This is a genomic window from Microseira sp. BLCC-F43, from assembly GCF_041929235.1.
Lineage (GTDB): Bacteria > Cyanobacteriota > Cyanobacteriia > Cyanobacteriales > Aerosakkonemataceae > Microseira.
The window spans coordinates 1-20459 of the sequence record NZ_JBHFNP010000042.1 but is presented as its reverse complement, the minus strand read 5'-3'; the positions used below and the strand labels follow the sequence as shown (position 1 = coordinate 20459).

Sequence of the window (20459 nt, the reverse complement as noted above, 5' to 3'; positions counted from 1 at the left end):
TGCAATACCTAGCGACAAATTTTGTAAACTCCAGTTATCAAAGGGCTTCTGGAGTTGTGGGGTGGGTAGAATGCCCGCCCAGACACAATTGCAGGCGAGGTGCCTGCCCTACAAGAGGAGAAGACAGACTAAGTTATGGATGAATTTGGCAACACAGTTCGCTTGCGCCGACGGCAGGAAAAACTCAGCCAGCAAGAACTGGCGGATAAAGTCGGCATCTCGCGCAACTACCTATCCCAAATCGAACGGGGACAAGCTACTAACCTGTCTTGGCAGGTGATGGAAAAATTGACCTCGGTTTTGGGACTTAAAGGCGATGCGACGGGAATAATAGAAGAGATGGCAGATATTCCCCCCAGCTTGGCGGAATTTGCTACTGCTGCTGGGCTACCTTCCGATGACGTGCAGATGCTGGCTCGATTAAAATACCGAGGACAGCAACCGACAACGCCGGAGAAATGGGAACTGCTCTACAACGTGATTAAAATGACCGTTGGGAAATGATTTGTGTGTGAGGCAAATTCGGCTACTCAACCCTACCGCCATCCGGGACAAGTGTTTTTGTCCCAACACGGCGCGCTCAAGTGTGAAGATGATGTGTTTCGCTATGTGGAATTTTTGCGCTCTGAGTCGGGGTTGGGTGATGCGCCTCCCATCGATCTGTCGTGCATCTACCAATGCTTTGGGATTCCGACGCCCCTACGCGCGCCGTTGGACGAACAGCAAGGCATTTTGGTGGACAGCCGCACGGGGATTATTTTAATTAAAGAGAATGACCCCCTCGTGCGGCAGCGCTTCACCGAGGGACACGAGTTGATGGAATTGCTATTCGATGCCCACGATCAAGTCAGGGTGGGCGGTTTGTTTCCGAGTTGGAGTGGCGATCGCAAAGAGCGATTGTGCGACCAGGGTGCCGCAGATTTACTGATGCCAGAGTCTTCTTTTGTACCTCTGTTACTAGATTTGGGAATTACTTTAGCTGCGGGGCGGAATCTGGCAACGATTTATCAAACTTCGCTGTTAGCCACTCTAGTAAGAATGATGCAGCATGGGAAAGGGAATTACGCCCTGGTAATGTGGCACTGTGCGTTGAAGCCAAGGGAAGTGAGAGGGTTGTCAAAATTAGTACCTCAACCTGAAAAGAAGTTGCGGGTATGGTGGCGAACTCAGACGAAAGATTGGACAGGGGGTTTTATTCCCAAAGATAAATCGATTCCCCACGACTCGCCGATTTCTTATGCTTATGTGACTGGGCAACCTTATAGTGGCAAGGAAACGATTCATTTAGGTTGGGGTTTAATTAATTGCTGGGTAGAAGCAATGCCGATACAAGTAGGAGAGAAATATTGCGTCTTGTCTTTATTACACTTGTGCTAATTGGTAATGGGTAATTGGTAATGGGTAATGGGTAATAGGTAGTAGAAAAAAACTCACAGAGTTGTTGCGTAGGGGCACGGCATCATAGATGTCTCGGACAAACAAATAACGTTGATCTTGCCGTGCCCCGGCTGCTGATTATGGGTAATCTAGCGGACATGATATTAATCACCAATCACCAATTACCCATTAGCAATTAGCCATTAGCAAAGTTCAATTTCTCCTGACTATAGCAAAGGCGAAATCTCGTCCTAAACCGTGAACTAGCGCAAGTTTAATCCACAGCATCCCATAGGGTTCTAAAAGTCTGGCTGTAGAGAGTTTACCCGCATCTATTGTTTCAAAACCAACATCTTCAGTCAGTTTAATCACAGTAAGTTTGCTTTCTTCGTCATCGCCGCAGACAAACATCACCGCTTTGCGACCTTCTAACACCGGGTCAGCCATGATACCAAATCCGGTTTGGTTGAATACTTTATAAACTTTTGCACCTTTTGCCCATTCTGCAACTTGTTCGCCGCCAGAAGTTGTAAACCCGATTGATAAACCTGAAAAATCTTCGGTGAGGGGGTTTGTGCAGTCGATTAATATTTTATTGGTCAGATCGCCGCAAGATGCGATCGCTGCTTGAGTTGTCTGCCAAGGTGTTGTTAGAATGATAACTTCTGATTCAGCGCAGGCGGCTTGATTGCTGCTGGCTGTGGCATTATTGGGGATGGAGGCGAGGAGATTTTGCACTTTTTCGCTTTGCGGATCTCTGACGCCAAAAATAATCTCGTGTCCTTTTTGAGCAAGGCTACGTCCGAGGGTTCCGCCTACATTTCCTGCACCAATGACTGCGATTTTCATTTGCTATTTCTCCCGCAATGGTTGCTTGAAGGATAATTCTCTAGCGAAATTGTCGTAAAATTAAACTGTCTAAGTAAAGGTATCGGGTGAAATCTAACTCATGACAGTTGAATCTACATCTGGTACATTACCAGCTTTTGCGGCGACTTTGACAGAAGCAGCATCTGCGTTTCGAGGATCGACGCAAGTGCGTCCAAAAGCCGCAGATGTAGTCAGTGCGTTGTTAGAAGCGGAAAAAGCAGCCAAACAGCAAAAATTAACTTATCCGCTTGGATCTCTGTTAGGAAATTGGCGGCTTTGTTTTGTGACGACTGCAAAAGTTAAGGAACAATCTGGTATTGTTCGAGGTCGCGGCTGGTATCTGCCTAAGATTTTCATTAAAGCGCATATTTCTTTTAGTCAGCCAGTAGAAATGTCGGGTGAAAATCCAGGTGCAGCAGCAATAGGAAATCAGCTTGAAGTAGGAGCATTTACGTTAAAGCTAACCGGGCCAGCGCTGTATTTAGGTAAGAAAAATATTCTGGCTTTTGATTTTTACCAAATGCAGTTAAGCTTGTTTAATCGCGCTATTTACAGTGGCAATTTTCGGAAAGGTCAAGGACAAGAGAAAGATTTTTATCAGCAATCGATTGGGGAACTCGCTTTCTTTTCTTTCTTTATTGTCGCAGAAGATTTTATTGCCGCTCGCGGTAGAGGGGGTGGATTGGCTCTTTGGATTCGGGATAATTAAACGATCCCCCCTAGCCCCCCTTGCCAAGGGGGGACATGAATTTCAAAGTCCCCCTTTTTAAGGGGGATTTAGGGGTATCTCCTTTCAATGTTTTTAAATCAAACTATGAGCTATCTAACAACTGATGTCGTGATTATTGGTAGTGGAATTGGTGGGTTGAGTTGTGCTGCTCTTTTAGCACGTTATGGTTTTAATATTACCGTCTGCGAAAGTCATTCTATCCCTGGCGGTGCGGCTCATGCTTTTGAGCGCAATGGGTTTAAATTTGATTCCGGGCCATCGCTTTATTCGGGATTATCTTATAGTCCTTCTCCCAATCCTTTGCGGCAAGTTTTAGATGCAATTGGTGAAGAATTGCCTTGCGTTAATTACGATACTTGGGGTTGTTGTTTGCCGGAAGGGGATTTTGATACATCCGTCGGTGCAGATCAATTTTGTGATGTGCTGATGCGATTTCGGGGCGAGGATGCTGTGAGGGAATGGCGCGAACTTCAGCGGGTGATGGAACCGTTTGCGAAGGCTGCGATCGCTCTCCCCCCCGCTGCGTTACGCTTAGACTTGGGCGCTGTTTTCACTATCGGTCGTTTCCTCCCATCTTTATTCCCACATGCAACTAATGTTGCTAAATTAACTGGGCCTTTTAGTAACATCATGAACGGCGTTATTAAAGACCCATTTATCAAAAATTGGCTGAACTTACTCTGTTTTCTCTTATCTGGATTACCCGCAGATGGAACCAGCGCTGCCGAGGTTGCATTTATGTTTGCCGATTGGTATCGACCGGGCGTTATGTTGGATTATCCCATCGGCGGAAGTGGCGCTTTAGTCGATGCATTAGTAAGGGGATTAACAAAATACGGCGGTCAATTGATATTAAACGCTCACGTCGAACAAGTGTTAGTAGAAAATAACCAAGCCGTCGGGGTACGTTTGCGGAATGGGAAAGAAATCCGCGCCAAAAAAGCAGTAATATCGAATGCTTCTGTCTGGGATACGCTCAAATTGTTGCCAGAAGCATCAATCCCAAAACAGTATCGCCAACGGCAACAAGCAACGCCTGAATGCGATAGTTTCATGCACCTGCATTTAGGCATCGACGCCCAAGGAATTAGACCCGATTTAGCTTGTCACTATATCGTTGTAAATGACTGGTATAAGGGGGTTACAGCGCCTCAGAATGTGGTTCTAATCTCAATTCCTTCTGTTTTAGACTTATCTTTAGCACCACCAGGAAAGCACGTTATACACGCTTACACGCCAGGAAACGAACCCTACGATTTTTGGCAAGGGATGGATCGCAAAAGTGAAGTGTATGCTAAACAAAAGCAGGAACGCGCAGAAGTGATGTGGAAAGCGATAGAGAGAGTTATTCCAGATATTCGCTCTCGTTGCGAAGTGACGCTAGTAGGAACCCCGTTAACTCACGAGAGGTTTTTACGCCGTCACCGGGGTTCATATGGGCCAGCAATTCGCGCGGGAGAAGCTTTTTTTCCGGGTTCTAATACACCGCTTGCCGGACTTTTCTGCTGTGGAGATTCGACTTTTCCGGGGATTGGTTTACCCGCAGTTGCTGCTAGTGGAATGATTGCTGCGAATACGCTTGCACCTGTACAGAAACATTGGGAAATGTTGCAAGAGATTGGCTGCTAAATTGGTGATAGAAAAAGAAGGAAAAAGCGAACCATGAGCTAAAGTGAATGTACTAGCGATCGCTGTAGTGATATCTAGCCTGTAAAAACTCAATTCTATCTTCACTGACCAGGTAAACAATCCGGTCGGTTTGTGTCAGTCGGCGCGACCATACGTCAGCATCCTGATACTTCAATCGTTCTGGTTTGCCCGTTCCTTCAAACGGATTGCGCCTAATATCTTCAACTATAGATAACAGACGGAGTGCAGTTTTTCTATTGGTTTCTACCCAAAATGTAAGGTCTTCAAGAAATCTAACATCAAAAACTAGAGCGCGTTTTGAACTCTCTCCTTGACCAGATTCAGATTGAGGAATATCTTGGGATTCTGGATTTTCGGACATAGACTTTTTATACTTCCTCGACCAGTCCAAAATTTTGACGCAAATCGTCTAGAGTTTGAGGTTTATTCGTCCGTTTTTTGGCACGTTGTAGAGCATCTAAAAGACGGATTGCATTTTCCTGAGACTGAAACAGATAAATTGTCTCAATCATTCTATTTAGCTCTTCTGTAGGAATGACAGATACGCTTTCATAGCCTTCACGAGTCACAACTACAGGTTCGCGGGTGGAGATGACTTCATCATAAATTTGGTCAAAATTTTTACAGGCTTGATTATAGGTTGTTTGAATCAGCATTTTTGGTTCCTTAGTCTATTATTTTAATGCTATCGCATCTTCGCTTAACCTGCGCGATCGCTCGCTGTCTTGAGGTGCGCTCCAGTTAAACAGATTCGCTTTGACGAGGATCTTCGCTAGGTGGATGCCAACCTCCCTGCACCCAATATCGACGAACATTCCGAATAGAATCATCCTCATCGTAGCGTTGATCGTTGAGGTCAAGACGAGTACAAGTGGCTCTACCTATTGGTGTTGTTCCTCTAATATTCAACCCATCTGCTGTCCAGTTAAAATGTTCCGACCATTCTTGAGTCCGAGGATTAAATAACGAGACTTCTTGCTGGGTTTCTGGGTCGATTCCCGTAGTAAAATTGTATCGACGACCATTGCATCGACTACAAGCCAAGGCAAGATTTTCGGGTTCATCCGAACCCTCTAAGGACTGGGGAATTATATGGTCTATAGTAAAGCGATCTGGACTTAGGTATTCTGGGGAGTGGCAGTATTCGCAGAGGTATCTGGCTCTTCTTCTAACCAGTTGTCGGGATTGATTGGACACCATTTGGCTTGTGTAGAAAGTTGCGCGTTAATAAAGGTAAAAATTCTTTCTAATTCAGCGATTCCAGCATATTCAGCATCTTCTTCTGGAGTTAGTAAACCGGCTTTTTTTATTTCTAAAAGTTCTTCAATCCGAGATTGTAACTCATCAGTAAATTGAAAAAGATGAATATTTCCAAATTCTACCATTTTAATGCCAGAATTTATTAAGGAAGAGGGTTTAACCATTAATTGAGTATTCATAGTTTTATTTCTGCGATTAAATTCTGTTGATTGCTAATTTGATTGTACAGAGTTTTAGAAGCGATCGCATCAAGCCAACTAACTCACACGGGCTTTTTGCGCGATCGCTCTCCCATTCGTCTCATTTTCATTCCGCTATATCCGCTGAAGATACTGATACTTTTCATCTTTGATGCAGTCTAACAATTATATGAGTTTTTTTAGCCGATAAATTCTCTCTTCTTTGATTAAAGATTCACCCAATTGATTCAGAATTTCTTTAGTTTCGTTAACGATAGAATCATTGAAAAATTCAATCAGCTTTTTCCGATTAACTTTACCTAACTTTACTAGCGGCAAAGTTTCTTTTTCCCCATCAATCAAAATTTTTTTGGGCTTTTCTTCGCCAATTTTTGCAAACTCAGACCGAGCCAACCATTCTAAGAAATTTTCGGCGACTTCTACATGATAGGATGATTGATCGTTGTTAATATAAAAGCTAATATCTAACATAAGTTTATTGTATTACTAAGTTTTTGATATCTCTGTGAAGGGGAATTTTATCTATTATTTTATCTTCAGCACTCATGGTTTAAAATTATTTTAATTTTTTCAACATTTATTGTGGTTGTTCCAGAATCTTGAAAATAGCTTCGCGGCTAACTGGCTCGGTATTTTCGCCTTCTTCTATTGCTTTTTCTAAGGCAATATCTTCGATGATTTCTGCTAATAAATCGTAAACTACTTCTTTTCGCTCTTGGAGAAGTTCAACAATTGCAGTTTTTAGCAGTTCTTTGAGTTTGCTTTCGTCTATGGTAATTTCAGCCATAAAGCCTCCAGAGGAGTTTAGTTTAATAGTAACATGCTCTTTGTTTCAGATCAGCTATTATTGTGACATAATAAACTTCAAAGACTATGACGGAAAAAAGAAAAGTTATGAAACGGACTTTTACTGCAAGCGTATGGCAAGAAGGTAGTTGGTTTGTGGCGCAGTGCGTAGAGGTTGATATTGCCAGTCAAGGGGAAACTGAAGCAGAGGCATTAGCTAATCTCAGTGAAGCTTTGTCACTGCATTTTGAACCACCATTAGCCACGATAACCCCTCAAATGAGGACGTTGGTGGTAGAAATCGTATAATATTATTGATGATGCCAACCTTGATAAAATACTGGATAGGGCAATTCTTGGGCGCAGTGCCAGATGACTTTGTAGCAGTTTTTGAAGAGGTCATAATTGGTTTCATAGATTTGATCGGATAGGCAGGGCTGTAAATATGAAAAAACTGATGGCATTTTGTCTTTTTGCAAAATTTACCCCAACTTGTAGGTGGCGATCTCACGGATATTCTCATATTTAGTGGTTGCTAAAAGTCGGAATAAAGGCGCGATCGCATCTGGATTTCCCTTGCCTATTTCCCGTAAACTGTTGGCGACTCTAAAACGGATATTCTCATCGTCAGTCTTTTCTAAAAGTTCTACTAACGCATTAATCGCCTGGGAATTTCCTGGGTCAATTTTTTCCAACTTGTCGGCGACATACCAATGCCGGACTAACGCCATAGCCTGGGTATTTCCTGAGTCAATTGTCTCCAAATTGTCGGCAGTTATCAAACGGATATCATCTTCAGTGTTTTCTAAAAGTTTTTCTACTGCCTTAATCGCCTGGGGATTTCCTGGGTCTATTTTTCCCAAACTCTCGGCTGCTCTAATACAGATATCACGATCTTCAGTTGTTTTTAAAAGTTTGACTAGGATGTCCTTCGCATCAGTATTTCCTGGAGCAATTTTCTGCAAGCTGTCAGTGGCAGTAATACGAAGATACCCAGATTCAGGGTTGCCTATAATTTCTACTAACGCCTTAATCGCACGGTCATTTACTGGGTCAATTTTACCCAAATTCTCGGCTGCTCTAATACGAATATCCAAATATTTAGTGGTGTCTATAATTACGCTTAACGCCGCGAGCGCATCGCTATTTCCCTGGGCAATTTTCCCCAAAGTGTCGGCAACAATACTATGGACACGATCGTGTTCATTTGTTTTTAAAATTTGAACTAACCCTGCGATCGCATCGCTATTTCCCTGGGCAATTTTCCCTAAAATATCAGCGGCTATTATAGGGATATTAGAAGATTTCAAGCCGCCCATAATTCGGAATGAGGCCGCCATAGCCTGTGGATTTTCTTGGGCAATTTCCGCCAAACTGTCGGCGGTACTCTTACTGAACAAACCATTTTCAGTCGTTTTTAAAAGTTCGACTAGCGCATCAATCGCATCGGGATTTCCTGGGTCTATTTTTCCCAAACTCTCGGCGGCCTGCCAGCGTATATCCCAATATTCAGTGGTTTTTAAGATTTGAACTAGCTCCTCCTTCGCCTCCGGATTTCCTGGGTATAATGTACCCAAAATATCGGCGGCTCTCCAACGAATAAAGTCATGTTTAGTGGAGTCTAAAAGTTTGACTAGCGCCTGCTTAGACTCGGTATTTCCTGGGTATAATGTACCCAAAATATCGGCGGCTCTCCAACGAATATCGTCAGATTCAGTGGAATCTAAAAGTTTGACTAGCGCTTTCTTAGCATTGGGATTTTCCTGGGCAATTTCGCCCAAAATGTAGGCGCATTTTCTACGAATATCCTGATTTATATATTTTCTAAGAATATCCTGATTTTTATTGCTTTTTAAAAGTTCGAGCGATCGCTCAATCGCATAATAATTTCCCTGGGCAATTTTCCCTAAACTATAGGCGGCTGCCCTACGAATATTATCTTCTGTGTTGGTTTCTAAGACATGGAGTAACGCCGCGATCGCATCGGGATTTCCCGTGCCTATTTTCCCCAAAATGTGGGCAGTTATCCAACGTGTATACAAATATTGAGTATCTGTTAAAATTCTGACATGAGTATCTGTTAAAAATCTGACAAATGCCGCGATCGCATCGAGATTTCCTGGGTCAATTTTTCCCAAAATGTGGGCTGCTGGCCCACAGATATTCTCATCTTCATTAGTTCGTATTAAGCCAGTTAATTTTTCAATAGCTATCTCGCTTTTAGTTTGTAACAGTGCTGCCCTTGCTCCCTCTACAATCGGCTCTAAATATGGCACCCAAACCTGTTTTTCTTCATTGAAATCACCAAAACCAAATTTAACAATTTGCTTGAGAATTTTAGTAGCGATGCTACATTTTTTAAACTCTGCTATCCCAACAGCTGCCAAAAAATACGCTCGATACCTGTAAAATTTCTTGCAGCCATCATCAAACTCTACCAATGCCTTAATAAACTCTTCCTTCTGATCGCTTTCTACATCCTCACGCCCCAACCACAGCAATATTACCTCTTTCCACTGCGACTCAAAAATGCGGTATTTATCTGCAACGGGTTTATCTTGATGTTGACGGGGCAGGAAAAAGTCCCAATCATCAATCGCAGTCGCGGCGAAATATTCCTGAAACGTGGGGTGGTAGAAAGCGTAGACAGATTTAAGGGGGTTTTTTGCATCTACTCCCACTTGATTCAGCCAGCCGACTTTGAGCGCCAATTGAAATAGAGAACCCTCACCCAATAAAGCTTTAACAAGATCCATTCGCAAACAAAATCGGTTCTCTTGCTGATCAATTGCTTCTTTTGCTAACTCTCCCAGCTTGGCATTTAGTTGCTTCCTCTCTTCAGAGGTTGTAGGAAATTCCTCTTCTTTCCACCTGTAAACTTCCTCTACATAATGCTGGTAAAGTTCTGCCTTGGTATCGGGTAACTTGCCATCTAGCAAATGCCAAATCGAACACAACAGCATTAACCGCAGGGGATTTCTCACCAAATCTTTAATTCGTTCTTTTCCGGGTTGATTTAATGCCTCTTGCAACTGAACCCCTAGTTCGGGGTCACTTTTTTGAAAACCATTATGAATAAACTGCTTGACTTTCTCTTCGCTAAACCACAACGTGCGATAGGTTTGAAAGCCATTGAGAGCATAAGGATTTGCTTCCCAAACATTCAGCCGACAAGTCAGCATCACAGGCAAATGCTGACTCCAAGCTGGTATCCATTTATCAACAAATGTGAGAGGATTACCCGACGCAGCCATCTCATCCACGCCATCCAACAGCAGCCATACCTTCCCAGCAGTTAACTGTTTTTCAAAATTAGCTCTGATTTCCGGCGTGACACTAAATATCACATCTTCCAGCCAACGATTTAGGAGATATTCTTTTAACTGTGGCGCTGGGTTTGGCAAATTTCCCAAAGGTATCCAAATCGGCAAATAATCTGTATTTTCCAATAACCAGAAAGCAATTCTTTGCAGGAGTGTGGTTTTACCCGCACCCGCTTCTCCAATTACTGCAATTTTATTGCTTTGATTGGATTTCAGGAGTTTGGCAAGAAATTCTTGGTACTCCAGTTTCTCGGTTTCTTCGTAGTCTGGCAGATAAAACCGGGATTTTTCAGGACGATCGTCCCCACTCCGTTTGTCTGGCTTTTTGCGTTCTACTAATGCCAAATCTACATCAATATCGTCGAGATTAAATACCATCGCCTTAGCAAGCATCAGCCGATTGGTCGTCAGTTGCTTTTGTTTTTCCAAGCGATCGCGGCAAATCTCGCGCCAGTCTATCGGCGTTTCTGTTGTGGCAGATGATAAGGCAGAATCAGAGTTTTGAACAGGCAGCCATTGAGAATACTTAGTTTCCAGCCATTTCTGTAAAGGTTTGGATTTGTTGTTTTTTGGCTTTAGTTCAATGCCATTCTTCTGAGAAAATTTACCATATATCTCGGACATCCGCTTTTTATGATTTGCCAGCGCATCTTCCATCAGCGGCAGTTGGGCAGCAATTTCTTTTAACTTTAACTTTTTGTCAATATTCTGTCTATCAAATTGTAATAAAAAAGATTCAGTTTCAGCATCAGTCAACTGATTGTCGCGGGACATTATTTTTAGAAAATCATCCCAGTGCCGCCACGATTCCATAGTTAATCTGTTCAGCAAGATATTTTAATTATACACGCGCTGACTGGAGAGATTGGTAGGGGCACGGCATTCAACGATCTTCGGGTTAGCGTCAAAACTGACTGATGCCGTGCCCCTACGCATGGTTAAGGCGATCCGTCTACTTCAAAGATTGCCAAGTAGAAGAATATTTCTACTTGGTTCTACTTCAAGTGGAAATTGTTGGGAACTGACTTGCTTATTCGGGCGATTTTAAATTGGATTAACAACCAATTGAAGGCTTTATGCAGCAGAAGTATAAGCAGGTTCCCAACATGAAAAACAACAGCCAAAGCAACCAACAAAAGTTCATCCGCCAAGCGATCGCTTGTGCATTTATCTTGCTAGGTATATTCAGCGGCGTAGAAGGCACTCGCGATATGCTTTCAGGTAAACCCACCCTTGATGGTATCCAAGGGATAGCCCAGGGCATTGAGTTAATCCACAAAGCTTGTCGTATCCGAAAGAGTCTTGAGGAGAGCGATCGCACCTAAAATCCATCATATAAATGCCCCGACGATTGAAATCGCGGCTACACAAACAAAACCCGCCTTCGCGGGTTAAGAAAGTCCGCGTAGGCGGACTTCGTTTGTATAGCCCCAGGTTTCAACCTGGGGGCTGGGGGCATTTTGTGGCTATCAATTATTGGCGATCGCATCCCCACCCGTTCCTAGCTTCCCATATCAGCTTAGAATAGGTTTCCGACGGGCGATCGCTTAAATGATCCTCGACAAATCTGTCGCTTCCGGCGCTAAAATCCAGACTAAAAAGACCGAAACGCGGCGTATAAGACCCCCATTCATAATTATCAGTCAGCGACCAATGCATATAACCAATCATCGGTACGCCTTCATTTTGCAATCTTTGTATTTGTTCAATATGCGCCCTGATAAATTCGCTGCGCCTCAGTTGATCTCGACGGTGAGTTGCAATGCTATTATCTGGTTTTCGACGCAAAGCCATGCCATTTTCGGCAATTAAAATTGGATAGCCCAATGTTTGCGCGTAGTATTGACAAAAAAAGTGCAATCCTTCTGGTAAACTACGCCAATCCCACCATTTACTCGTAATTCCACTCATCAACCAACCGCGAAAATCTTTGTTTTCAAACTCAAAATCTGAAAACACTGGTAGGCGGAATATATGCGCGATGAACGGGTCATAATAATCGATAGCAAGGTAATCGAAAACATCTACCCGAGGAGATATTTCTAACTCATGCAAGTAAATATCCAAATGTTTAACATCAAAATTGCGATGACCCCAGGAATTAGCAGCTTTGTGAACCAGTTGTCCGAGTCGATAAGGCAGGTTGCGCCGAAAAGGTATATTCGCATTGCGAAGTGCATCATCTAAATGTTTGGCATTGCTGTATGCGTATTCTGGCAAATCTTTAGCCTTGATTTGTTGTCGTTTTAGAGTCAACAAATCCCAGATGGCTTTTTCTGACCAATATAAATCGCTACAGTAAGTATTTAGCGTCACTTGGGGACTTGTCCAACCTTCTGCTTCATAGATGTCGTGAATGCAATTATAAGCGCGGACGTGGGCGGCTAAAAGATGGTTATAAGCGGGGAAAAGTGACCAAATTCCTCCCTCCGATCCGGCTGGAAATTGACCGCTGATATAGGTATTGGAAACTAAAATATTGGGTTCGTTAATTGTGATATACCAGCCGATGGGTGGGAGTTGGTAATCATCGATTAAACGACGATTGATATGGGTTACCGTGACGCGGACATATTCAATAAAACAATCGATAGTGTCTTTTGATAGCCATGCATCCATTCCCAACCAAGCGGGATGGGTAAAATGATGCAGCGTGACAATCGGTTCTAATCCAGAACGACGACAAGCAGCAATCATGGCGGCGTAGTTGTCTAACGCTGCGATATCAAATGCAGGGGCGGGGGCTGGGTTAATATCGGTAGAAGGTTGAATTCTTGCCCATTCTATTCCTAAGCGAAAGGCATTTAATCCCAACTTTTGGCAAGTTTGAAAATCGTCTTCGTAGCGATGCCAAAATTCTGCCGCAGTTCCGGTTTGCATCACTTTTCCCTGCTGTTCCCAAAGCGACCAATTATTTTGAGGTTGTCCTGTACCGTTGTAACCTCCTTCACTTTGGTAACCTGATGTAGCGACTCCCCAGAGGAAATCTTGGCTGGATGATGTTTGAGTATTGTGCATGGTTCTTGGGTGCGGTGAAAGCAATTTCTACATTTTTAGGTAAAGACACACAGATGTGTGCCTCTACTAAGATAGATTTCCCCGATGAGTGCGATCGCCACCACAAAGGATGAAAAGTATGAAAATATTTCTGTTAGCTGGAGGCGGAGCCTCCGGTGGACGTTCCCAGGTGGAACCTGGGAACGAGATAACGAGAGAATATTTCTATCCCTAGTATGGGGTAGGGCAGGTAAGGATTGGTTATATGTGACCAATTAGCCATTACCAATTACCCATTACCAATTACCCATTACCGAATATGCGATCGCCAATCCTTCAGAATAAATTCAGCAATGTTCAAAGCAGCACGAGGTTTGCCTAATTCCAATGCAGCTTGACGCATTTGCGTCAGACGATCTGGACGTTTTAAAAGGTACTGTACTGCTGGGGCGACCATTTCCATTAATCGCAATTGTACGCCTGCGCCTGCGGCTGCGATCGCATCTGCATTTTGTTCTTCCTGTCCGGGCAACGGATCGACAATAATTGTCGGCGTTCCTCGTGCTAAAATCTCGCTGGTAATCAGTCCTCCTGCTTTGGTAATAATTAGATCCCTCGCTACAATCAAATCATCTACATAATCTATTGGCCCTAATTTCCGCAATTTGACTTGCGAACTATCGGTTAAATCTTCTATCGCTTCCAACAAATCTTCATTTCGTCCCGGCGCAATGACTAACATTAAAGGACTCGGACTTTCTAGCAGCGATGAAATCATCGCACGCACCCGCCTAGTGTTGAGTCCGCCGCCAAATAGCGTCACTAAGGGTATATTTTGTGGTAGGTTGTGACGCGATCGCATTTCCTCTTTCGATTTTGGTTCAAGTACTTCCAATTTGATCGGAATTCCCGTTACTTGCAGAATTGCCGGATCGACGCCTCTTTGTTTTAACATATTGGCGCTCAAATCGTTGGCTAAAAAATAGCCATCTATACCGTAATTCAACCAAGTACTGTGGGCAACTAAATCTGTAACAACGACATATTGTGGCTTACTCGTTTGATCTTCTGGTTCTAACAATTGTAACAAGCGAGTGGGAATTTGTTGTACGCAAACGATCACATCCGGATCCCTTTCTCGCAGCAATTTTCCCAAGCGCTGGAAGAAAGGCGCTTCCAGTTTTGCCCAAGTTAGATTGCTATCGAGGGATTTTTCTAAATCCTCAATATCGCTGCCTTCGTAAACAGCTTTGTATAGTTGGGGAAATTTTTCGCTAGATTCTTTATAAGCTTGAACAACCGCATTGCGATAAATAGATCTAGCGTAAGCAAGCGCATCTTCGCTTTGCACTTCCACATCTGGAAAATAGGAAAATGCTTGACTGAGTGCTTTAGCAGCGCTGATATGACCCGATCCCAAGGAAGCATATAAAATGAGAATTTTTGTCATAGGTGTGTATCCGATTGATTTCCGTAGGGGCGGGTTTAACGAGGCTAGAAACCGGGTGTCTTCGTATTTTTAGAGAAACCCGGTTTCTTTCCGCAAATTCGTTGGTTAAACCCGCCCCTACTCCCAGACTTCATTGATGCTACCGCAATTAGGCCGGGAGAAACCCGGTTTCTTTAACAATACCTTCGCCAAAATCCGACACCCTTAAGGGTGTCGCTATACAAACAAAGCCCGCCGTCGCGGGCTGTAAGAATTTTAGCCTGCTAAGCTACGGCTTTGTTTGTGTAGCCACATGCTTTAGCGTGTGGGCGTTTCAGAAAATTGGCGAAGGTATTATTTAATCAACCGGGTTTCTCAGGCTCTACAATATAAAATCGTCTTGATTGCAATGCTAACACCCTAATGACCGACAAGCTAAAGCCAGACTGGGCTGGAGACGATTTCCTCTCCCGCTGCGTCAACGTTTTAATCCAAACCAAGCCAATTTATGCCGTAATGAAACAGCAAGCGCGGCAAGTTATCGTCAAAACAGCCGAAAAAAACGGCATTCCCTGGCGAAAAAACTGCGAAGAACTTGCCGCATCGAATACTAAACAGCAACTCGCTCAAATTGCCAATCCAAATATTACCTATCCCGATTACTATCAAGTTCCCTTCCACGCCTATAACGAAGGTAATTTATGTTGGCAAGCTGCATTTGAAGCCGAGTCCGCTACCTATGCAATGGCTTTAAGAGTATGGCCTACTGAAAAGATTACTTGGGAAGAAGCCCAAGATAGATTGCGCGGCAGTTTTCATCAAGTTTTGGCAGCGCATAATACACAGCCAGTGCGGGATATTTTAGATATTGGTTGTTCGGTGGGTATTTCAACTTTAACCTTGCATCGTTACTATGAGAAAATTCAAGATAAGCCACCCCGCACAGTGGGATTAGATTTATCTCCTTACATGCTGGCAGTAGCACAAACTCTCGATACAAATAGAGAAATTTATGCTTGGATTCACGGCAATGCAGAGAAAACAAATTTACCATCAGAAAGCTTTGATTTAGTCACGCTGCAATTTGTCACCCACGAATTGCCGCGCCAAGCAACTCAAGCCATTTTTGAGGAAGCTTTTCGGCTATTGCGTCCCAGTGGTTGTTTGGCAATTGTCGATAATAACCCCAAATCGCCGGTAATTCAAAACCTGCCGCCAGTACTTTTTACCTTGATGAAAAGTACCGAACCTTGGTCAGATGATTACTACACGTTTGATTTAGAAGCAGCGATGCAAAAGGTAGGATTTGAAAATATCGTAACCGTACCCAGCGACCCGCGCCATCGTACAATTATCGGTCACAAACCAGGTCGGTAACCCAGCAGAGACGTTACATGTAACGTCTCTACCAGCCGTTGAAATGGACTGTTAAAAATCTTCAAACCGTTAAAACGGGTTTTAGGTTTTAGGCTGAAATTTATTTCAGGGCATTTATGCAACATTTATTCCTAACGACTGAAGTCGCGGCTATACAAACAAAGCCCGCCTGCGCGGGCTATAAAATAAAGGGGGTTGATCACCCGGATTTGGTATAATAATTTGGCAAGAATCTTCAACCCGTTTTAACGGGTTTTAGCTTTTAGCATGAAATTTATTTCATGGCTATGCAAGCGATATAATTGAAATCTAAAATCTCCAATCTGAAATGGTCTTACAAGCTTTAATTTTTGACGTTGATGGAACTTTAGCCGACACCGAACGCGATGGACATCGAGTCGCGTTTAATCGCGCTTTCGCATCGGCTGGATTAGATTGGAATTGGTCGAGTGAATTGTATGGCGAATTGCTATACGTTGCTGGGGGAAAAGAACGGATTCGTTTTTATTTGGGAAAATATCGTCCTGAAGTTCAAATGCCCGATGATGGTTTTATTGCTGAATTACATGCTAATAAAACCAAGCATTATCGAGAGATATTAGCCAAGGGTGAAATTCCCTTGCGTCCAGGGGTGAAGCGATTGATTGACGAAGCGCGAAACGAGGGGGTGAGGTTGGCGATCGCTACTACCAGCGCCTTACCCAATGCCGTTGCTTTACTAGAACAAACTCTAGATCCATCTTGGTTTGAAATCATCGCCGCAGGCGATATTGTCCCCGCCAAAAAACCCGCCCCAGATATCTATCATTACGTGCTAAAACAAATGAATTTACAGGCAAAAGATTGTCTGGTTATAGAAGATTCCCATCACGGTCTTTTAGCTTCCACTGGCGCAAGTTTACCCACGATTGTAACTTTCAATGACTATACCCAAGGTCATGATTTTTCCGGTGCTTTATTAGTGGTAAATCATTTGGGAGAACCAGAACTTCCTTGTACCGTCGTGGCGGGGAAAGTTGGCGATGTTAGTTATTTGGATCTAGCAACCCTGAATCGTCTGCGTTGAGGTGGTCTATACTCAAAGAAGCACAAGCATAAATAAAGGTAATCGTCATATGCACTTGCTACGAATTCAAGTCCCTGACTTTCGCGGCTTAAAGGACATTGACATCACTTTTGAAAAGGAATTTACTCCTAAAATTTTCCCACTGGGCAGTCAAAATGGCGGGGGAAAAAGTACGCTGTTGCAATTAATTTTTGTGTTGCTGCACTGTTCTAGAGATCCCGAAAGGAAAATTTTTTTAGAAAATCTGCTTCAGGGATTCAAAATTTCCGAGAATTCAGATAAAAGAGTATTAGCCACTATTGAAATTTGGCATCAAAATCAAAGCTTTAAAATTGAGTTTTTTGCTTATAGAGATTTTTATCTTAGAGATCTATTAAACTCAAATGGGAAAAAAACAATAAACGATGAGGCGAATCTTAGATTTTCTGCTTCAATAGAATTAGAAGAAGTTAAAAGCAAAATTTTAAATTTGGAAAAAGCAGTTCGTGATTTAGAAAATAGTCTTAATCGATTACAAGAAATAAATATTATTGAAAATCATGACGATAGGCTTTTGCATATCATAGAGGAAAGTCGGTATATTTTAGAGTCTGGATTAACAATCTATTCAAATAAATTTGATAGTTCGATGAGCAAGAATTTCCCATCTTTTGAAGACGTTCAAGAAGACGTAAAAACAACGTTAGAAGTTTATAAACTTAATCTCAAAAGACTGTATGAAAAAAGCCAACAAATTGCTCCTATTTCGCAAAAAGCATTGGAATATATGCAATCAAAAAACCTAATTTATATATGTAATTATTCAAAGGATAAAAAACAAGAAGAAGCAGCGTTAATTTGTAATATCGATAATCTAAATATCACTGAAGCAGAGACTTTTTTAAACGAACTATCACAAAAAGTATTTATGGCAGCTCCAGCAACGCAAGTTTTTCTTTTTCTTTCTCAAGAACAGCGAAAACAGTTGTTTACACAACACAGTAATAATTATTATTTTTCCATTAAAGCTGCAAAATCTAAACTACCAGGCTTTTTTACTTATGATTTTATTCCTATAGAACTCCTAATTAAAGTCTTTATAGCTGCGCGGGATCAAGATTTCATCAAAGCTATAGAAACAGGAGAGTATGGCAATAATTATAAAGCTTTGAAAAATGAATTAAACAAAATGTTAGTTAATAAAAAGGTAAATATAGATAAAGATCTTGCTGGAGTAACATTCAGCTTAGATAAAAACGGTGAGCATGTAGAACTATATCCAGAAGATCTAAGTCATGGCGAACTGAAAAGACTTAGTATCTATATGTGGATAAAGTACCGCAATATCGAAAATGCAATTGTTCTAATGGATGAAGTTGAAATTGCTTTGCATCCAGATTGGCAATATCAAATCATTTCAGATCTGATAGAATGGTCACCTAGCAATCAATATATTCTGGCAACTCACTCATATGAGTTATGTCAAGCTGTCACACCTGCTCATGTTAAGGAAATTGAGCCAAAACTGATAAAAAAGGAAGCTTAATATTTTAATATGAGCCTTGATGCAGAACAGCTACAACGACACTGTGAAACCATTATTCAATCTCGGAGAATCAAAAATAAAATCGTTGTACTGTGTGAAGGTGATATTCCCAAACTTGAAGGTAGACCATCACCTCAATCTTATGGAAGAATGGAGGAAATGCCAGATGCGAACTTTTATAAAGCATGTGTTCCAAGCTGGTGGAGTCAGCGAAAACCAGAATTTTTTAACTGTGGCGATCGCCAAGATGTAATAGACACTTACTTCACTATTTTAGAGATACATAACAAGGATAGCAGTAACTCATATTTAACCCCTGAAAAACTTTTTGCCATTGTCGATTTAGATTTACAGATACAAGCCATTGATAATTATATTTTTTCAGATACAGAAGCTATTTTCTGCGAGCTTTACGAAAAATCAAAAGTGAAAGCGGTAAACGCAGCACAGCATCGGATATGGGTTACAGGTTTAATTCATAAAGAATCTTACTTTCTTAACCCTGCTCTTCAATCAATATTTGATAAGTCTCAAATTTCCCCAATCTATAAAGACAATTCTGTTTTACTTCAAGCAATTTACATAGATATGGCGGATACAATTGCTAGCGACCCCGATTTACAGAATCACTTAAAAAGAGCAGTAGATCGGATCGATTACTGCTGCGGATTAGATTGTGCAGGATTAGAAAAATTACGCGATTCTTGGAAAACTGAATTTCAAAATACTCAAGATGAGATGCGGAAGGAAGAACTGATTCTGGCTTTATTAACGATTAAAAAAGCTAAAGAATACTGGAACCAAATTCAACCATCTATTGATTGGACTCGTGCGGCTCAAGTATTTAGAGATCAACTCTGTTTAGAAATAGGAAGATTTTACTCATATCAGAGTAGCGACGCTAAGTATCATATTTTGTTTTTCTTGGAAACTTTGCACGAGTTTGTTTAAGCTTTAATTTAAACCAAAGTTACTTCGTTAGAGGGATGCGATCGCGCACTCTATCCATTGATAGATTTCCCCAAACCAGGCTCTATCTTAGGGTTCTATTCAAGATCAGAAAAATTCCCTAACCTAATCCTAAGAGATCAAAGGAAAAAACTATGACAACTAACGTTTCTGGTGACATCAACAAGAGTATTAACTGGTCAATCTGGATGGGCGTTCTCCTGATTGTATTGGGAATAGCTGCGATCGCCGCCCCCGCTGTCTCTACAATCGTTGCTGAGACTTGGTTTGCTTTAATCTTGGCTAGCGGGGGAGTCGCCAAAATTGTCCACGCATTCCAAACTCGCGAAAACGGCTTTATCTGGAAGCTTTTATTAGGCGCACTTTACATTGCGACGGGTTTGATGCTGTTTTTCTACCCCTTGACAGGTGTTCTGACGCTGACTTTGTTGCTGGGTAGTTTCTTGCTTACAGAAGGTACTTTTGAAATAATTCTCGCCTTCCGCTTGCGTCCTCAACAAAACTGGACTTGGGAACTCGTTAATGGCATCGTTACTATATTGCTGGGTCTATTCATTTGGTTCCAATGGCCTTTTAATGCACCTTGGCTGATCGGTACTTTTGTTGGTGCTAGCGTTTTATTCAGCGGCGCTTCCCGCGTCATGCTGTCGTTAAATGCGCGTAATGCTCTCAATCAATCTGACACTACTGCAAGTGCTTAATTGATAGGTTCAGAAACCGGGTTTTTCTAACAATACCTTCGCCAAAATACCACACCCTTAAGGGTGTGGCTATACAAACAAAGGCTGCCTTCGCAGCCTTTAATAATTTTAGCCCGCGTAGGCGGGCGAGAGTTTGTGTAGCCCCAGGCTTTAGTGTGGCTATACAAACAAAGGCTGCCTTCGCAGCCTTTAATAATTT

At 42.3% G+C, this 20459-nt stretch carries 22 protein-coding genes; 11 read left to right on the top strand and 11 right to left on the bottom strand.

Going from position 1 to position 20459, the window contains the following annotated elements; all coding sequences use genetic code 11:
- The first annotated feature begins 135 nt into the window (after positions 1–135).
- Together ACE1CM_RS08010 and ACE1CM_RS08005 are read left to right on the top strand one after the other, a co-directional pair.
- Positions 136–504 (top strand): helix-turn-helix domain-containing protein, encoded by a 369-nt coding sequence (locus ACE1CM_RS08010; RefSeq protein WP_374876879.1) that lies wholly within the window; start codon positions 136–138, stop codon positions 502–504.
- Positions 505–507: 3 nt separating this feature from the next.
- On the top strand, positions 508–1377 hold the full coding sequence (locus ACE1CM_RS08005; protein WP_374876878.1) for an ImmA/IrrE family metallo-endopeptidase: 870 nt from the start codon (positions 508–510) through the stop codon (positions 1375–1377).
- Positions 1378–1590: 213 nt separating this feature from the next.
- Here ACE1CM_RS08005 and ACE1CM_RS08000 read toward each other — a convergent pair whose 3' ends face one another.
- Complete coding sequence (locus tag ACE1CM_RS08000) at positions 1591–2226, bottom strand: NADPH-dependent F420 reductase (RefSeq protein ID WP_374876877.1); 636 nt, start codon at positions 2224–2226, stop codon at positions 1591–1593.
- 100 nt (positions 2227–2326) lie between these two features.
- Between ACE1CM_RS08000 and ACE1CM_RS07995 the strand changes: the two genes are divergently transcribed.
- Positions 2327–2956, top strand: a complete 630-nt coding sequence (locus ACE1CM_RS07995; RefSeq protein ID WP_374876876.1) for a hypothetical protein — start codon at positions 2327–2329, stop codon at positions 2954–2956.
- Positions 2957–3043: 87 nt separating this feature from the next.
- Entirely contained in the window at positions 3044–4606 is a 1563-nt protein-coding gene (locus tag ACE1CM_RS07990) for a phytoene desaturase family protein (RefSeq protein ID WP_374876875.1), read from the top strand.
- Between the two features lie 52 nt (positions 4607–4658).
- Here ACE1CM_RS07990 and ACE1CM_RS07985 read toward each other — a convergent pair whose 3' ends face one another.
- The 6 genes from ACE1CM_RS07985 to ACE1CM_RS07960 all read right to left on the bottom strand — a co-directional run bounded on the left by ACE1CM_RS07985 (position 4659) and on the right by ACE1CM_RS07960 (position 6874).
- Entirely contained in the window at positions 4659–4988 is a 330-nt protein-coding gene (locus ACE1CM_RS07985) for a Txe/YoeB family addiction module toxin (RefSeq protein WP_374876874.1), read from the bottom strand.
- Between the two features lie 7 nt (positions 4989–4995).
- Positions 4996–5283 carry a type II toxin-antitoxin system Phd/YefM family antitoxin gene (locus ACE1CM_RS07980; protein WP_374876873.1) on the bottom strand — a complete coding sequence of 96 codons (288 nt, stop codon included), beginning with the start codon at positions 5281–5283 and terminating at the stop codon, positions 4996–4998.
- A gap of 85 nt (positions 5284–5368) precedes the next feature.
- Positions 5369–5671, bottom strand: a complete 303-nt coding sequence (locus ACE1CM_RS07975; RefSeq protein ID WP_374876895.1) for a hypothetical protein — start codon at positions 5669–5671, stop codon at positions 5369–5371.
- Between the two features lie 74 nt (positions 5672–5745).
- On the bottom strand, positions 5746–6066 hold the full coding sequence (locus ACE1CM_RS07970; protein ID WP_374876872.1) for a hypothetical protein: 321 nt from the start codon (positions 6064–6066) through the stop codon (positions 5746–5748).
- Positions 6067–6252: 186 nt separating this feature from the next.
- Positions 6253–6558, bottom strand: coding sequence for a hypothetical protein (locus ACE1CM_RS07965; RefSeq protein WP_374876871.1), 306 nt, complete (start codon positions 6556–6558; stop codon positions 6253–6255).
- A gap of 106 nt (positions 6559–6664) precedes the next feature.
- Positions 6665–6874 (bottom strand): hypothetical protein, encoded by a 210-nt coding sequence (locus ACE1CM_RS07960; protein WP_374876870.1) that lies wholly within the window; start codon positions 6872–6874, stop codon positions 6665–6667.
- 107 nt (positions 6875–6981) lie between these two features.
- On the opposite strand from ACE1CM_RS07960, the gene ACE1CM_RS07955 reads away from it, so the two are divergent.
- Positions 6982–7182 carry a type II toxin-antitoxin system HicB family antitoxin gene (locus tag ACE1CM_RS07955; protein WP_374876869.1) on the top strand — a complete coding sequence of 67 codons (201 nt, stop codon included), beginning with the start codon at positions 6982–6984 and terminating at the stop codon, positions 7180–7182.
- A gap of 2 nt (positions 7183–7184) precedes the next feature.
- On the opposite strand, the gene ACE1CM_RS07950 is transcribed toward ACE1CM_RS07955, so the two are convergent.
- Both ACE1CM_RS07950 and ACE1CM_RS07945 read right to left on the bottom strand, forming a co-directional pair.
- Positions 7185–7337, bottom strand: coding sequence for a hypothetical protein (locus ACE1CM_RS07950; protein ID WP_374876868.1), 153 nt, complete (start codon positions 7335–7337; stop codon positions 7185–7187).
- 18 nt (positions 7338–7355) lie between these two features.
- On the bottom strand, positions 7356–11009 hold the full coding sequence (locus ACE1CM_RS07945) for a HEAT repeat domain-containing protein (protein ID WP_374876867.1): 3654 nt from the start codon (positions 11007–11009) through the stop codon (positions 7356–7358).
- A gap of 293 nt (positions 11010–11302) precedes the next feature.
- Between ACE1CM_RS07945 and ACE1CM_RS07940 the strand changes: the two genes are divergently transcribed.
- Positions 11303–11521: a hypothetical protein gene (locus ACE1CM_RS07940; protein WP_374876866.1), complete on the top strand. Its 219-nt coding sequence runs from the start codon at positions 11303–11305 to the stop codon at positions 11519–11521.
- 148 nt (positions 11522–11669) lie between these two features.
- Here the strand turns inward: ACE1CM_RS07940 and ACE1CM_RS07935 are convergent, their stop codons facing one another.
- Together ACE1CM_RS07935 and ACE1CM_RS07930 are read right to left on the bottom strand one after the other, a co-directional pair.
- A complete protein-coding gene (locus ACE1CM_RS07935; RefSeq protein WP_374876865.1) occupies positions 11670–13214 on the bottom strand; it encodes a glycoside hydrolase family 1 protein in 1545 nt (514 codons plus the stop codon).
- Between the two features lie 289 nt (positions 13215–13503).
- Entirely contained in the window at positions 13504–14643 is a 1140-nt protein-coding gene (locus ACE1CM_RS07930) for a glycosyltransferase (protein ID WP_374876864.1), read from the bottom strand.
- A 402-nt stretch (positions 14644–15045) separates the two neighbouring features.
- On the opposite strand from ACE1CM_RS07930, the gene ACE1CM_RS07925 reads away from it, so the two are divergent.
- From ACE1CM_RS07925 to ACE1CM_RS07905, 5 genes are all read left to right on the top strand, one after another.
- Positions 15046–15999 (top strand): class I SAM-dependent methyltransferase, encoded by a 954-nt coding sequence (locus ACE1CM_RS07925; protein ID WP_374876863.1) that lies wholly within the window; start codon positions 15046–15048, stop codon positions 15997–15999.
- Between the two features lie 328 nt (positions 16000–16327).
- The gene (locus tag ACE1CM_RS07920; RefSeq protein ID WP_374876862.1) at positions 16328–17065 is read left to right on the top strand and encodes an HAD family hydrolase; all 738 of its coding nucleotides are present in this window, start codon (positions 16328–16330) and stop codon (positions 17063–17065) included.
- A gap of 49 nt (positions 17066–17114) precedes the next feature.
- Entirely contained in the window at positions 17115–18590 is a 1476-nt protein-coding gene (locus tag ACE1CM_RS07915) for an AAA family ATPase (RefSeq protein WP_374876861.1), read from the top strand.
- A gap of 9 nt (positions 18591–18599) precedes the next feature.
- Positions 18600–19541, top strand: a complete 942-nt coding sequence (locus ACE1CM_RS07910) for a hypothetical protein (protein ID WP_374876860.1) — start codon at positions 18600–18602, stop codon at positions 19539–19541.
- A 152-nt stretch (positions 19542–19693) separates the two neighbouring features.
- The gene (locus ACE1CM_RS07905) at positions 19694–20260 is read left to right on the top strand and encodes an HdeD family acid-resistance protein (protein ID WP_374876859.1); all 567 of its coding nucleotides are present in this window, start codon (positions 19694–19696) and stop codon (positions 20258–20260) included.
- The last annotated feature ends 199 nt before the right edge of the window (positions 20261–20459 follow it).

What these genes read in the sequence shown, in the direction of transcription:
- ACE1CM_RS08010 (WP_374876879.1), top strand. Translation starts at nt 136, where the DNA reads ATGGATGAATTTGGCAACACAGTTCGCTTGCGCCGACGGCAGGAAAAA.
- ACE1CM_RS08000 (WP_374876877.1), bottom strand. Translation starts at nt 2,226, where the DNA reads ATGAAAATCGCAGTCATTGGTGCAGGAAATGTAGGCGGAACCCTCGGA.
- ACE1CM_RS07995 (WP_374876876.1), top strand. Translation starts at nt 2,327, where the DNA reads ATGACAGTTGAATCTACATCTGGTACATTACCAGCTTTTGCGGCGACT.
- ACE1CM_RS07990 (WP_374876875.1), top strand. Translation starts at nt 3,044, where the DNA reads ATGTTTTTAAATCAAACTATGAGCTATCTAACAACTGATGTCGTGATT.
- ACE1CM_RS07985 (WP_374876874.1), bottom strand. Translation starts at nt 4,988, where the DNA reads ATGTCCGAAAATCCAGAATCCCAAGATATTCCTCAATCTGAATCTGGT.
- ACE1CM_RS07980 (WP_374876873.1), bottom strand. Translation starts at nt 5,283, where the DNA reads ATGCTGATTCAAACAACCTATAATCAAGCCTGTAAAAATTTTGACCAA.
- ACE1CM_RS07970 (WP_374876872.1), bottom strand. Translation starts at nt 6,066, where the DNA reads ATGAATACTCAATTAATGGTTAAACCCTCTTCCTTAATAAATTCTGGC.
- ACE1CM_RS07965 (WP_374876871.1), bottom strand. Translation starts at nt 6,558, where the DNA reads ATGTTAGATATTAGCTTTTATATTAACAACGATCAATCATCCTATCAT.
- ACE1CM_RS07960 (WP_374876870.1), bottom strand. Translation starts at nt 6,874, where the DNA reads ATGGCTGAAATTACCATAGACGAAAGCAAACTCAAAGAACTGCTAAAA.
- ACE1CM_RS07955 (WP_374876869.1), top strand. Translation starts at nt 6,982, where the DNA reads ATGAAACGGACTTTTACTGCAAGCGTATGGCAAGAAGGTAGTTGGTTT.
- ACE1CM_RS07950 (WP_374876868.1), bottom strand. Translation starts at nt 7,337, where the DNA reads ATGCCATCAGTTTTTTCATATTTACAGCCCTGCCTATCCGATCAAATC.
- ACE1CM_RS07945 (WP_374876867.1), bottom strand. Translation starts at nt 11,009, where the DNA reads ATGGAATCGTGGCGGCACTGGGATGATTTTCTAAAAATAATGTCCCGC.
- ACE1CM_RS07940 (WP_374876866.1), top strand. Translation starts at nt 11,303, where the DNA reads ATGAAAAACAACAGCCAAAGCAACCAACAAAAGTTCATCCGCCAAGCG.
- ACE1CM_RS07935 (WP_374876865.1), bottom strand. Translation starts at nt 13,214, where the DNA reads ATGCACAATACTCAAACATCATCCAGCCAAGATTTCCTCTGGGGAGTC.
- ACE1CM_RS07930 (WP_374876864.1), bottom strand. Translation starts at nt 14,643, where the DNA reads ATGACAAAAATTCTCATTTTATATGCTTCCTTGGGATCGGGTCATATC.
- ACE1CM_RS07925 (WP_374876863.1), top strand. Translation starts at nt 15,046, where the DNA reads ATGACCGACAAGCTAAAGCCAGACTGGGCTGGAGACGATTTCCTCTCC.
- ACE1CM_RS07920 (WP_374876862.1), top strand. Translation starts at nt 16,328, where the DNA reads ATGGTCTTACAAGCTTTAATTTTTGACGTTGATGGAACTTTAGCCGAC.
- ACE1CM_RS07915 (WP_374876861.1), top strand. Translation starts at nt 17,115, where the DNA reads ATGCACTTGCTACGAATTCAAGTCCCTGACTTTCGCGGCTTAAAGGAC.
- ACE1CM_RS07910 (WP_374876860.1), top strand. Translation starts at nt 18,600, where the DNA reads ATGAGCCTTGATGCAGAACAGCTACAACGACACTGTGAAACCATTATT.
- ACE1CM_RS07905 (WP_374876859.1), top strand. Translation starts at nt 19,694, where the DNA reads ATGACAACTAACGTTTCTGGTGACATCAACAAGAGTATTAACTGGTCA.